Genomic DNA, 14,159 nt, shown 5'->3' on the forward strand with positions numbered 1-14,159 from the left:
TAGTCAAAGACCCCCTTCCGATAAGAAGGGGGTCTTTGACTTCCACTCCTTATCTCTCAGACTAATCTGTCTGTAGGAATTAGCACCTTTTCAGAGTTCTATCTGAAGGTTGCTGGGCATCGCAGGGCCTATCCCTCCGCCGCTCTTGATAAGAGTCTTACTATTCATTGTTGTTATTAAAACCAAGTATAGTCTATTTTCCGCAAAAAAGTCAACCTTATTTTTAAATAATATCCATTATTTGCTGTTTACTGTCTATTTTAAATCTTTCACAAGATTTCCCATCATTTCTTCGTCCATCGGACCGACAATTCTCTTTTCAAGTAAGCCGTTCGAATTGATAAAATAAGTAGTTGGAATACCGATCACCTGATATTTATCCCCTGCCATTCCCTCTTCATCTAATAATACTGGAAAAGTTAGATTATATTCATCGACAAATTCCTTCACTTTATCTTTTTTATTCTTTACTTTCTCTGCTGAAGTGAGATTAACCGCTAAAATCTCCAGATCATATTTTTCAGCCTTTTCTTTATAAAATTTTTCCATGTGAGGCATTTCAGCTTTACATGGAGGACACCATGTTGCCCAAAAATTTAACAATACTTTCTTTCCATTCAGATCAGATAATTTGATTGTTTCACCAGTTATCGTCTCTAATTCAAAATCAGGCGGGATATCCCCTGTAGATAATCCCTCCACCATGCCCCCTACAGTCGTTTCAGCTGCTGCCTCTATCCTTTGCTGAAGGATTTGTTCTTGATTTTCTTCTATCGCTTTCTTTGCTTGCGTTTCTTGGATAATATTAATAACTAAAACCCCCGCTAAAATCGCTAAGAGGCTAAAACCAAATATTTTCTTCGTCATTCTGAAACCTCCCACTTCCGCATAGCGCTAACTAGAAATATCGCCATAAGCAAATAAGTTACCATGGGGATGGATAATAAAGTGTCATGAACTGAATACAATATGGCTTGTACACCTGTATAAAGAATTAGTAATTGTTCTTTCCATATGAACTGATTTTTCTTTGACACGAATACTAAAAATAAAATACCGATGAACATTTGAATTCCTGTCCACAGAAATGAACCATAATTCAAAATTGCATATAGTATCTCATAGAAAATCATTGAGTATATCCAAGTTTGATAAATATCTGATACCCGTAAGCTCTGATATTTGATCTTATACAGTGCATACAATCCCGTTACGAATAAGCCAAGCCAATAGCCTTTTATCCCTCCATCAAAATATAAAATAGTTAAAGGCTGGGCTAAGATCAGCGGAAATTGGAAAAGTAAGACAGTAAATTTCCATGTTAACAGCCAAATAAAAATTGCATTCCCATACCAATCTGCTAGTGACTTCTTTTTTAAAATATATAAACCGATAGTTGTAAGTAGGCATGCCCCCACAATAGCGATCCAAGAAGCGGGAATGCTTAATGAACCAATTGTATACCACTTGATGAATGATCACTCACTTTCCAGTGCCAAGCTGTTTCTCCCCATAACCATTCGAGCTCCCCTTCAAAGGCCCTCATTTTCAGCTTGCTCGACTAGATAGACAAAGTTTCGGCATTTCCCGAACGAAATCCCTTTACTTTTGCTTAAAGCTGGAAACATATTTTGAACTCTCTTAAATTGGCATCTCCTTTTGTACATTTCCACTATAAGATCGGCGATAATAGACGAGAAAATGATTCCTTAAAACGAATATAAAGGGGACGATTTTGATATTCCTGCAAAGTTAATTCATGGGACAATTTGACATCATCATGGAAAATATCGACTAATTGCTGAACAAGCGTACGATCATATAAAAAAGCATTCACTTCAAAGTTTAATTTAAAGCTGCGAACATCAATATTGGCCGTTCCAACTGTGGCAATTTTACCATCAGCAATAATCGTTTTTGCATGGATAAATCCATTATCGTAAATATAAACTTTTGCCCCTGTCTTTAATAATTCCCCTACATTCGAATAGGTTGCCCAATAAACAAAGGGATGATCCGGTTTATTGGGAATCATTAATCTTACATCTACTCCTGAAAGAGCAGCTATTTTGATTGCATCCAGTACACTTGCATCGGGAATAAAATAAGGTGTTTGAATGTAAATATATTTTTTCGCTGAAGAAATAAGCTTCAAAATCCCATATTTAATCTGTTCCCATTCAGAGTCAGGTCCACTGGAAACAATTTGAACATCTGTATCTCCTTTAGCACTAATTTCGGGAAATAATCGATCTTCATACCTGATTTTTATTCTAGAAGCTTGGTTCCAATCCAAAATAAAGCGCGTCTGCATACCGAAGACAGCTTTTCCGGAAATTTTCAGATGAGTATCTCGCCAATAACCGAATTTTTTATTTAGACCTAAATACTCATCCCCAATATTAAAACCGCCAATATAACCACTTTCACCATCAATAATGACTAGTTTACGGTGATTACGGAAATTTACTTGTAAATTCAAGTGAGGAATTAAAGAAGGAAAAAAAGCACTTACCTTTCCACCAGCTTCGATCAATGGTCTAAAAAACTTCTTTGGTAATCTTCTTGAGCCCATTGCATCATATAAAAACTTTACATCAACGCCTTCTTTTGCCTTTTTAACAAGCATCTGCAATAACTCATTGCCAAGCTTATCATTCCTTACAATGTAATATTCTATGTGGATATGATCTTTTGCTTGATCTAAATCATTTAATAACGAGCGAAACTTTTCATTTCCATCAATAAAAATTTCCACTTTGTTATCTTGAGTTAAAATGGAACGATCATTGACTAGTAACATATAAATGAGATCTTTGTATTCAACTGTTTTAGTATCGTGGAAGGGAAAGTCACCATTTTGTAACAGTTCAATTTGATTTTTAGTTATTTCCATAATGCCAATTTTATTCGTATCTTTCCATTCAAAAATCTTTTTCCGACTTAAATTCTGTCCAAAGATGAGATACAAAATAAAGCCAGCTATCGGGACAAAGAACAGCACTAAAAGCCAAGCCCAAGTTGAACCTGGATCTCTCCTCTCCAAAAATACTACAAAGACAGCCAAGATAATATTTAAAATAAGTGTTATACTAACCAAAGCTGCACTAATCGCTGTAAAAGTCATATAAGCTCCCCACATCATTTATTTTCTTTTTATTCTCTGAAAGGAGAGCCCCTCCTTAAAGGATTAAGAGGCATTTCCTTAACCATGCAATCCCATTTGTCATATAAATCATTATATTTTCACCATAAACGCTCCTCTATATCTTAGCACACTCTCTAAGCGAAAACACGAGGATTGAGGGGGGGAATTCATCTTTTATCCCCACTACATAGTATCTGGGCCTAGACCCTATTATATGATGAATGAGCACAAATGCTATCTCCTTCCACTTCACTAAATCCTTTTAACGTAAGAACTCATATTTTGAAAAATTTTAACTATAAATATACAAAACAAACCGCATCAATTAGATGCGGTTTGTTGTATATTGTTCTTGATATTAATTTAAGTAGTTTAATGGGTTTACGGCATTTGATTTAGAGCCATTCCATAAACCACCTGCATGAATTTCGAAATGCAAATGTTGGCCAAAAGATTGTCCTGTATTTCCCATAACTCCAAGTTTTTGACCTTTTTTGACTGTTTGTCCTTCTGAAACACTGCGACTTCTCATATGCGCATATACTGTTTCATAAGTTTTACCGTTAATGTGATGAATGACGAACACAACTTCACCATAGCTGGAAGAGCGATATGATCTATGTACGACACCATCTGCAGCTGCTACGATTGGTACAGCATTAGAATTTGCAATATCAATCCCAAAGTGTGTTGATCCCCATCTTCCACCAAAGCCAGATGAGAGTGTTCCGACAGCCGGCCAAGAGAACACCCCAGAGCTTACAGGCGGAGTAGCCGAACTTGTAGGAGTTGAACTACTAGAACTGCTGGAACTAGAACTACTAGAACTGCTGGAACTAGAACTGCTAGAGCTGCTAGAACTATTGGAGCTATTTGATTTCGGAGCAGATGCTTGAGTTTTTTCTGCAGCAGCTGCCGCTTCACGTGCTCGAGCTTCCTCTGCCTTTCTAGCTTCTTCTGCTTTTCTAGCCTCTTCGGCTTTTCTCTCTTCTTCTGCAATTCTATCTTTTTCCAATTGTATCGCTTTTTGTAAAGCTGACTCTTGTGTTCTTAATAATTCCTCTTCTTCTTCAAGAGACATTTTTTCACTTTCAACATGTTTTTTCTGAGCGGCTAGTTCTTTCATTAATTCTTTCTTTTCATCGTTCTGTGATTTCAAGTCCGCTTTCAGGCCTTCTAATTCTTTTAACATTTTATTTAAACTTTCAAGCTTCTCTTCAACTTTTTTCTGATCAGCTTCTAATTTTTCCATGTCTGCCTGTTGTTCTTCTAGAATCTTTTTATCGGCACTAACCAATGTAGAGACTGCTGATACACGGTCTACTAAATCTCCGAAACTATTAGCTCCTAAAACAACATCAATAAATTTAACCGAACCACCGTTTTGTTGAATATTTCTCGCCCGTTCTCTGAGAACTTCATTTCTTGCTTCAATTCTTTCTTTTAATTCCTTAATTTCTGCTTTTAATGTTTCTATTTCTTCTTTTGTATCATTGATCTGCTTTTCTTTTTCTTTTAGTTTTTGGTCAGTATTAGCAATTTTATTCTCTAATTTTTCAATTTCATCTTCTACCGAACTTTGTTGATTTAAGATATTAGAAATTTCTCCATCTTTTTGATTAATCGATTCATTTACGTTCGATCTTTTATTATGAATATCGGACTGCTGCTGCTCTAAATCATTAAGTTTAGAAGCATGAGCTTCCCCCGTATGCGCAAATACCCCACCAAAAGTTAATGTTGCTGCCAGTGTTACAGATAGTACAGAACTTCTTTTCAAGAATAGTTTCCCCTTTCTCCCCTTGAATTTCTCTCTGTTTAAGCTCCATTCTTATCCAGAGTTTTCATTCAAAAATTCCTTACACTTTTAAAAAGCGTCGAACAGATATAAAACTTCCCCATGCTCCGATTATGACTCCAATAAGTAGTAGTAAAAGACTTACCTGATAGACGAACGGAGTATATTCGAGTGGAGACATAAAATAATCATTTGGAATACGTTTTGACAAGAAATCATAAGCATAGTTATAAGCCGTTGCAATGGCTGCAATCGGTATAATGGCGCCTAATAATCCAAGCCAAATACCTTCAAAGACAAAGGGCCAGCGTATAAACCAATTCGTTGCTCCTACCAGTTTCATAATTTCTATTTCTCTTCTTCTAGCAAAAATAGTAATTTTAATAGTATTTGAGATTAGAAACATTGCAGTAAACAAAAGACCGATTACGAGAACAACCCCAACATTTCGGCTTGTCCTAAGTAAGCTGAACAGGTTTTCGACCTTTTTTTCTCCATATTCTGCAGAGTGAACATATTCTAAGGCCCGTATTTTTTGTGCCACTACAGGAGTTTCAGATGGTGTCTTCGTTTTGACAATAAAAACATCATGAAGTGGGTTTTCGTCATCTCCAATGAGAGTCCATTCTTTCCCCATTGTTTGAATAAGATGGTTAAGTTCGTCCTCTTTGGAAGAATACTCAACTGATTCAATTTGGGAGATTTTTTTGATGTTTTTCTCTAAATCCTTTTGTTCATCTTGATTAGCTGTCAACTCAATATGTACGCGGATTTCCACATCATTCTCTATGTCTGTAGCAAATTTATTCATATTCATCATAATGACAAGAAAGACACCAACCAACAGTAAAGTCACTGTTACGGCACTTATTGATGCAAATGTCATCCAACCATTACGGCGCAGACTCTTGAAGCTTTCCCTTAGATGGCGACCGATGGTTCTAGTTTTCATAACCGTATTCCCCCCGTTGCTCATCCCGGACAATTCTTCCGTTTTCAATGGCAATAACCCGATGTTTTATAGTGTTTACTATCTCTTTATTATGGGTGGCCATTATAACGGTTGTTCCATTTAGATTAATTTCTTCTAATATACTCATGATTTCCCATGCCGTATCTGGATCCAAATTCCCTGTAGGTTCATCGGCAATAATCATTTTTGGTTTATTAATAATGGATCTTGCAATCGAAACACGTTGCTGTTCTCCACCCGATAACTCTGAGGGAAGCATACGCATTTTATGTTTCAGTCCTACCATGGAAAGTACATCCATCACTCTATTTTTTATATCTTTTGCTCGGTGCTCCGTTACTTCCAAAGCAAAAGCCACATTTTCGAAAACAGTCAATGTGGGTAGTAATTTAAAGTCTTGGAAGACTACGCCAATATTACGTCTTAAAAAAGGAACCTTACTATTTTTTAAAGTAGTTAAATCAATCCCGTTTACGAGTATTTTTCCAGATGTTGGTTTTTCTTCTCTATAGACCATTTTGATAAAAGTGGATTTCCCAGCCCCACTTGGACCAACAATATATATAAATTCGCCTTGTTGTATATCAACATTAAAACGATTTGCGGCTATAATACCGTTCGGGTATTTTTTCACAATATCCTGCATTTTAATCATTTTCTCACCCGACCTTAAAAATTTCGCCTTTAAACTTAAAAAGTTGAAGATTCATTAGAATGTCAAATAAAGATAATTACCGTCAATCCATGACGAAATTTAATAACATGCCCATTATAACATCCCTATTTGGGCTTTTATATTACAGTTATATTTCATTTTTAGAGCTTTAGTGCTAATTTTTTACAAATGGCATCATTTCTCGCTAAATTATAATTTTTAACAAGATATCAAGTTAATTTTATTTGAATTTTTCCAATTATTGTAAGTTACACTAGGAGTAATGATCTATATATCAATCTTATCTATATAGGAAAATGTGTGCTTAGTTTGGAAGCGTTTTTGTCATAAACATGACATTTGTCTGAGGATCAAATAGAACGAAGGGATTATTACGAATCAATTATAACAGAAGAAACGACAGCATCTTATCTCACTGTCGTTTTAGATACTACTTATTTTTTCTCAGATAACCATTGAGCGACCTTGTCAGCATCATCACCTGTAATAATGTTAGGAGGCATCCCGGTTCGGCCATTTTCAATTACATCTAAAATTTCATCTTTAGATAATTCCGCACCAATATGTGCTAATTCTGGACCGTTTCTACCTTCTAGATTTTCTCCATGACAAGAAATACAATTGTTTTTTACAATTTCTTCTGCATCATTTGTTGCGGTTTCGCCACCAGTGTTGTTGTCGGTATTATTGTTATCAGCATTATCTCCACCACCACAAGCCGCCAGACCAATCGCTAGCATAAGGCCTAGAGATAACCCCATCCATTTTTTTCTCATGGGAACAACTCCTTTTCTAGATTGATCTATTTTAGTATACCAATAATGCACTTTAAATAAACGTAAAAAGGAAGCTTGGAAATAGGTATAATTTTACAAAAAGCTGATCTATTCCAGTAGTAGCATAGTCTTGCATAAATTAGCACAAGTTTGTGAATAGAAAAGGTGATGTTAAACATAAAAGAATCGCCCCATCTAGTAAAGTGAGTAAGCAAACCTCACCCATGTATAGGACGATTTTTTAAGTGCGATCATTTAAATCCCTTAGAAGGTTTGAAATTTTAAACTCGTGAACGTAGGTAGGCGTTGATAAAAGCATCGATGTCTCCATCTGTCACTGCTTGAACATTTCCAGTTTCTTCATTCGTACGATGATCTTTCACCATGGAATATGGGTGAAAAACATAGGAGCGGATTTGGCTTCCCCAGCCAATTTCCTTTTGTTCTCCACGGATTTCTGCTAATTGCTTTTCTTTCTCTTCCAACTCTCGTTGATAAAGCTTTGCTTTTAGCATATTCATCGCTTTTTCACGGTTTTTAATTTGCGATCTTTCATTTTGACATGTTACAACCGTACCTGTTGGTATATGGGTAATTCGAACGGCGGAATCTGTTGTATTAACGTGCTGTCCACCTGCTCCACTTGAGCGATAGGTATCTATTTTTAAATCTTCTTGTTTGATATCAACTTCAACATCATCTGTAAACTCAGGCATCACATCACAGGAAACAAAGGATGTGTGACGACGCCCCGAAGAATCAAACGGAGAAATTCTTACTAAACGATGAACCCCTTTTTCTGCTTTTAAATAGCCGTAAGCGTTATGTCCTTTTATTAACATTGTCACACTTTTGATTCCAGCCTCATCTCCAGGTAAGTAAGAGAGGATTTCTGTTTTAAAATCTTTCTTTTCGGCCCAGCGTGTATACATTCGCAAGAGAATCGATCCCCAATCTTGCGACTCTGTTCCACCTGCTCCTGGGTGAAGTTCAATAATAGCATTGTTTTTATCATAAGGATCGCTTAGTAATAATTGTAGTTCAAAGTCATGAAGTCGTTGAATAAGTTCCTTCAACTCCCCTTCAAGCTCTGATTCAAGGTCTGGGTCACTTTCCTCTTTAACAAGTTCATGGGTTAATTCTAAATTTTCATGGATCTCTAGTAGTTCTTTATATTCATTGACGATGTCTTTTAGGCTGTTCGCCTCATTAATGACGGTTTGAGCTGATTGTTGATCATCCCAAAAACCAGGCTCAAGCATCCTTTCGTCTAGCTCAGCGATTCTTGTTTCCTTCTCTTCTAAGTCAAAGAGACCCCCTAAAGTCAGCTAATCGCTCAGCCGATTTTTCAAGTTCTGTTCTTACTTCAAATAATTCCATCACAAGCACCTCTATTATGTCTAAATTTATTTCATTTTCGAAAACAATCCGGTTTTTCACTCGAATTAAGTTAAGCGACCGTGACATTGTTTGTATTTCTTACCACTTCCACATGGGCATGGATCATTTCGACCAACTTTTTCACTTTTGCGGATTGGCTTTCTCTTGACCTCTCCCCCGTCTTCTTTTGGGTTCACCGCTTGCCCTTTTGCCACTTCTTCACGTTCCAAGTTATTTCTTATCTCAGCTTTCATAACGTATTTAGCCGTGTCTTCCTCAATGGCTTCAACCATACTTTCAAACATGGCAAATCCTTCGCTTTGATACTCTCGAAGGGGGTCAATTTGTCCATATGCACGTAAATGTATGCCTTGACGCAGTTGATCCATTGCATCAATATGATCAATCCACTTCGTATCAACAGAACGGAGTAAAATAACTTTTTCAAATTCACGCATTTGTTCTTGTGTTAAATATTCTTCTTTCTCATCATAATGCTGTATTACTTTTTCAAAGATGATTTCCTTCATTTCTTCAGGTTCTCTTCGGTGCAAATCTTCAACAGCCAAGTCACCTTCAAAAAGAACTGTCGCATTTAAGTAATCAATTAATCCTTGAATATTCCATTGCTCTTCTTCTGGTTCCGCCGTGTAACTAGCTACCGCGCGATCAATGACAGACTGGATCATTTTTTCCACGATATCGCGTAGATCTTCAGAGCTCATTACATCATCACGCTGCTGATAAATGATTTCCCTTTGTTGACGAAGGACATCATCATATTGTAGAAGCTGCTTCCGAGCATCAAAGTTATTTCCTTCTACACGTTTCTGTGCTGATTCAACCGCTTTGGAAACCATTTTACTTTGGATCGGTTGTGAATCATCCATTCCCAACTTTTCCATCATTGATTTCATATTTTCTGATCCAAATCGGCGCATTAGTTCATCTTCCATCGAAAGATAAAACTGAGTAACCCCTGGATCCCCTTGACGTCCGGAACGTCCTCTTAACTGATTATCAATTCGGCGTGATTCATGACGTTCTGTTCCAATGACAGCTAGACCACCTAGCTCTTTTACACCTTCACCCAATTTGATGTCCGTACCACGACCAGCCATATTCGTCGCGATTGTCACCGCTCCTTGTTGTCCGGCTTCAGTAATAATCTCGGCTTCTCTCTCGTGGTTTTTCGCGTTTAACACATTATGCTTAACACCTTTTTTAGTTAATAGCGAGGAAATTAACTCTGATGTTTCAATGGCCACTGTCCCGACAAGGATCGGTTGGCCTTTTTGGTGTCTCTCATATATATCTTCTACCACCGCACGGAATTTACCATTCATTGAAGAATAAATTAAATCAGAACGGTCATCACGAGCAATCGGGACGTTTGTCGGAATCGAAATGACCCGCATATTATAAATATTGCGGAATTCTTCCTCTTCCGTTTTCGCCGTACCAGTCATCCCAGCCAATTTTTCATACATTCGGAAATAGTTCTGGAATGTAATGGTAGCCATTGTCATAGATTCACTTTGAATTTCGACGCCTTCTTTTGCCTCAATCGCTTGATGAAGTCCGTCACTAAAACGTCTCCCTTTCATCATCCGGCCTGTAAATTGGTCAACAATAACTATCTCGCCTTCTTGAACAACATAATCCACATCATGTTGCATACTAACATGTGCTTTTAAAGCTTGATTAATATGATGGTTGAGGACAACTTGGGAAAGATCGAATAAATTATCGATTTTGAAGAAACGTTCAGCTTTATTGATTCCTTCTTCTGTTAATTGAACACCTTTTGTTTTTTCATCATACGTATAATCTTCTTCTCGCTTCAATATCTCAGCAAAGGCATTTGCCTGTAAATACATTTGAGTAGATTTTTGGGCTTGTCCTGAGATAATTAATGGTGTTCGTGCCTCATCAATTAAAATGGAGTCAACTTCGTCAATAACGGCAAAGTGAAGTGGGCGTTGAACCTTTTGTTCCTCATATAACACCATATTGTCACGGAGATAATCAAAGCCAAACTCATTATTTGTTCCATAGGTGATATCTGCAGCATAAGCTTCTTTCTTTTCTTCCTTCGACATACTGTTTAAGTTAAGCCCAACAGTTAAACCAAGAAATTGGTAGAGCTCACCCATTTCTGTCGCATCCCGACTAGCCAAATATTCGTTCACGGTAACAACGTGGACACCTTTTCCCGTAATCGCGTTTAAATAAACAGGCATTGTCGCGGTTAATGTTTTACCTTCACCTGTTTTCATCTCAGCGATGTTACCTTCGTGTAATGCCACGCCCCCCATAAGTTGAACCGGATATGGATAAAGGCCTAGCACGCGACGAGAACCTTCTCGAACCAACGCGAATGCTTCTTCCAACATATGGTCTAAAGCTTCTCCATTTTGATATCTGGCTTTTAATTCATCTGTTTTTTGGCGAATTTCTTCATCTGATAACTTCTCCATGTCTGGGGCTAGTTGATCAATTTTCTCCGCCATCTTTTCTAGACGTTTTAGATCACGTTTATTGGGATCAAATAATTTATTAAGAAAAGCTACCATATTAAAACGCTCCCCTATCTATTGAATGTGCATTACTTCTCAATTTATTTTTCATAAGTAAAAGATTTTGATCTATTACTGAAAAGCGTTGTTCACATTATTCATATAAAAATCCAGGTTAAAACTAAAACCTTTTACCTAATTATCTATCATATCACTATCGGTTTTCTCTGACAACATAGGAAAACCCGGCAAAAGCTTCAAAGCAGAAGTGCCCCATAAATCAGAGCTCCAGTGATAACGAGTGCAGGATGAACTTTCCATTTTGTTAATAAGAAGTAACTCATAAGGCCGATAAATATTGTATGTGAAAAACCAGAGCTATTCACAGAACCCGCAAAAAAGCTAAAGGTCATCAAGCCCAACAGGACGGCAATGGTAGGACGAACCAATTGAGTCATCCTTTTAACTTTTAAAGAATCTTTATGTTTAAGAAGAAGCCCCAATAAAGGGATCATCAGGACTAAAGAAGGTGCGACTGTAGCGAATAATGCAATGAGGGCACCTAAGACTCCACCTTGTTGATAACCAATATATCCTGCCATTTTCGTCGCAATAGGCCCTGGCAATGCATTACCTAAAGCTAATACTTCGCTAAACTCTTGAACAGAAAGCCATTCATAATGCTCCACTACTTCATGCTCAATTAGAGGGACAGAGGAAGGTCCACCGCCGTAACCAAGAATACCTGGGATAAAAAAGGCAATAAAAATCTGCCAATAAATCATAGTGAGCTCCTTTCTTTCTCTTTGTTTTCAGAAAGGCTCTTCTTATTTTTTCGCGCTGAAAGGGCAATGATTAATAAAATGGCGATTATGATGGCGGGATGTAATCCTAGTAACTGCATACTAATAAAACTGCCGAATACTAAGAGTAGAGTATAAATCCAACCGAGAGATTGGCTAGACTTTTTTATAAAGTCCCATGTAAGGATCCCCATTAAAACACCAGCTACAGGCAGAACAGCCTGGGACATTCCCGTAACCCATGGTTTATCTTTATAAGCACTTAATAAGACCAAAAAAATAATCATTAATGTAACGGTTGGCACAACCGTGGCAAAAATCGCATTTAACATTCCGATAATGCCTCCGACTCGCCAACCAATATATCCTGCCATTTTTGTGTTGATTGGACCTGGTAAGGCATTGGCAAGTGCTAACACATCTGCAAACTCATCATCATTCATCCATTTATACACGCGAACCACTTCATGCTGTACTAATGGGATTGCTGAGGGGCCGCCTCCAAATCCAAGCATACCTGAGCGAAAAAAAGCGATAAAAATATGTACCTGTTTCAAGCAAGTCACCATCCTTTAGAACACTTACAAGAATAACAAATGGTAGTGACACCGAAAAGAAGTCTTTCCTATCATTTATCATTGAAAAGTAGCTTCATTAAACCAAAAAGCACGCCACCGATCAGGCAGCGTGCTCCAGAATGATTATTTTTTAAGCGTTGTTCGAAATGTCCGGTAAAAATGACACTACAGGATAAAGGATCTTTGACTAAGTGCCGACACATCCTATGTCGAACGTCGAAGTCACCACAACACGCAAGTTTGTTGGCTTGTTTCTGTGCTCCTCGGAAAAGAAAACCACTTTTCCTTCGTGCGATGTGGATTCAGGGAAGCTTTCCTTGTGCTCATGGTATCAGGAATAGGATATCCGCTAAAACCGCCCATCCACGTCCTGTGGGCAACACGGAAGTCAGTACATCCTGTACAAGTCCGCTGCTCGAAACTCTGCCGCCTCGAACTTTCGACGTACAGGATGTACTAGTGTCGGACGTTAGCGATTGACGTCAGCGCCTTTAGCCGACTTGTTCCTTTTTATCCTCCTATTTGAACTCACACTTTAATTTGTTTCAATCAATCCATACTTTCCATCTTTACGGCGGTACACGATGTTTGTCGCATTGGTTTCAGCATCCGTAAAGATAAAGAAGCTATGCCCCAACATGTTCATTTGCAAAACTGCTTCTTCACTATCCATAGGTTTAAGACTAAATTGCTTCGTGCGGACGATTTTAAGTTCATCTTCATCCTCTTGTTCCTGATTAGCTGGCAAGTCGTTTCCATTCATTTTGAAGAATTCTTTGGCACTACCTTGATCTCTAAATTTACGATTAACCTTTGTTTTATGCTTACGAATTTGTCGCTCTAATTTATCGACAATTAAGTCAACGGCTGCATACATATCATCATGTACTTCTTCAGCTCGAAGAACTAGTTGTGGAAGTGGAATCGTTATTTCAACTTTTGCTTTTTTATTTGGATTTACTTTTAAATTAACATGAACATTTGCTTCAGGAGTTTCATTAAAATATCTTTCCAGTTTACCGACTTTCTTTTCAATGTGATCACGTATTGCATCTGTAATGTTGATGTTTTCACCGCGAATATTATATTTTAGCATTTTAACTCCTCCTTATTTAATGCTATGTATATATACTTCTACATACCCTTGTAAAATCCTGCTTAATCTGATAAAAAATTTGTCGAATTTGTGATTTTTTTAACAATGTAGTTGGCAGACAGACCTATCTAGGTCTTAATCTGCTTTAAAGTATAATAAATTTATAATCCAAATGAATGAAGTTGAATGTCTAATTTCCTAACTGCTATGAATCAATTTCATAATAGAGATCTTAGCATTCATCCGAACAACGTTGATTTACGCTTCAGGTGGACGCTTTTCGGGGGCGTGCGGTGAGCTTCCCCCAATCATACTAGGTTAAGGAAATACATTGACTAACAATTCAATCTCCTTTAACAATAACGTTCGTGTATTGATCATCAATAAGCTATGATGAAATTGCCTCACTATT

Annotated in this window: 12 protein-coding genes and 1 riboswitch; all 12 genes read right to left on the reverse strand. The window is 37.4% G+C overall.

Annotated features, from left to right (window positions below):
• Positions 1 to 46: 46 nt before the first annotated feature.
• Positions 47 to 155: riboswitch (SAM riboswitch) on the reverse strand.
• Positions 156 to 255: 100 nt separating this feature from the next.
• The 12 genes from J2Z23_RS01110 to hpf all read right to left on the reverse strand — a co-directional run bounded on the left by J2Z23_RS01110 (position 256) and on the right by hpf (position 13,747).
• Complete coding sequence (locus J2Z23_RS01110) at positions 256 to 867, reverse strand: peroxiredoxin family protein (RefSeq protein ID WP_209972998.1); 612 nt, start codon at positions 865 to 867, stop codon at positions 256 to 258.
• Positions 864 to 1,418 (reverse strand): hypothetical protein, encoded by a 555-nt coding sequence (locus J2Z23_RS01115; protein WP_057983970.1) that lies wholly within the window; start codon positions 1,416 to 1,418, stop codon positions 864 to 866. The genes J2Z23_RS01110 and J2Z23_RS01115 overlap by 4 nt, the downstream gene beginning before the upstream one ends.
• Positions 1,419 to 1,672: 254 nt before the next feature.
• Entirely contained in the window at positions 1,673 to 3,142 is a 1,470-nt protein-coding gene (gene cls, locus J2Z23_RS01120; protein WP_238482564.1) for a cardiolipin synthase, read from the reverse strand.
• 364 nt (positions 3,143 to 3,506) lie between these two features.
• Positions 3,507 to 4,928, reverse strand: coding sequence for a murein hydrolase activator EnvC family protein (locus J2Z23_RS01125; RefSeq protein ID WP_209973000.1), 1,422 nt, complete (start codon positions 4,926 to 4,928; stop codon positions 3,507 to 3,509).
• 79 nt (positions 4,929 to 5,007) lie between these two features.
• Positions 5,008 to 5,898, reverse strand: a complete 891-nt coding sequence (gene ftsX / locus J2Z23_RS01130) for a permease-like cell division protein FtsX (protein WP_057994438.1) — start codon at positions 5,896 to 5,898, stop codon at positions 5,008 to 5,010.
• Positions 5,888 to 6,574, reverse strand: a complete 687-nt coding sequence (gene ftsE / locus J2Z23_RS01135; RefSeq protein WP_057983964.1) for a cell division ATP-binding protein FtsE — start codon at positions 6,572 to 6,574, stop codon at positions 5,888 to 5,890. The genes ftsX and ftsE overlap by 11 nt, the downstream gene beginning before the upstream one ends.
• A gap of 455 nt (positions 6,575 to 7,029) precedes the next feature.
• Positions 7,030 to 7,371, reverse strand: a complete 342-nt coding sequence (gene cccB, locus J2Z23_RS01140; protein ID WP_057994437.1) for a cytochrome c551 — start codon at positions 7,369 to 7,371, stop codon at positions 7,030 to 7,032.
• Between the two features lie 281 nt (positions 7,372 to 7,652).
• Positions 7,653 to 8,751, reverse strand: a protein-coding gene (gene prfB / locus J2Z23_RS01145) for a peptide chain release factor 2 (protein ID WP_128738646.1) whose coding sequence is annotated in 2 segments (ribosomal slippage) — positions 7,653 to 8,678 and positions 8,680 to 8,751 — 1,098 coding nt in all. Because the reading frame shifts where the segments join, the coding sequence is not laid out codon by codon here.
• A 65-nt stretch (positions 8,752 to 8,816) separates the two neighbouring features.
• A complete protein-coding gene (secA, locus tag J2Z23_RS01150; protein WP_057983957.1) occupies positions 8,817 to 11,327 on the reverse strand; it encodes a preprotein translocase subunit SecA in 2,511 nt (836 codons plus the stop codon).
• 200 nt (positions 11,328 to 11,527) lie between these two features.
• A complete protein-coding gene (locus tag J2Z23_RS01155; protein WP_057983955.1) occupies positions 11,528 to 12,055 on the reverse strand; it encodes a chromate transporter in 528 nt (175 codons plus the stop codon).
• The gene (locus tag J2Z23_RS01160) at positions 12,052 to 12,630 is read right to left on the reverse strand and encodes a chromate transporter (RefSeq protein WP_209973002.1); all 579 of its coding nucleotides are present in this window, start codon (positions 12,628 to 12,630) and stop codon (positions 12,052 to 12,054) included. The genes J2Z23_RS01155 and J2Z23_RS01160 overlap by 4 nt, the downstream gene beginning before the upstream one ends.
• Before the next feature lie 556 nt (positions 12,631 to 13,186).
• Positions 13,187 to 13,747 carry a ribosome hibernation-promoting factor, HPF/YfiA family gene (hpf, locus tag J2Z23_RS01165; RefSeq protein ID WP_057994436.1) on the reverse strand — a complete coding sequence of 187 codons (561 nt, stop codon included), beginning with the start codon at positions 13,745 to 13,747 and terminating at the stop codon, positions 13,187 to 13,189.
• Positions 13,748 to 14,159 lie beyond the last annotated feature (412 nt).

Origin of the sequence: Lederbergia galactosidilytica, assembly GCF_017873565.1 — a bacterium.
Lineage (GTDB): Bacteria > Bacillota > Bacilli > Bacillales > Bacillaceae_C > Lederbergia > Lederbergia galactosidilytica.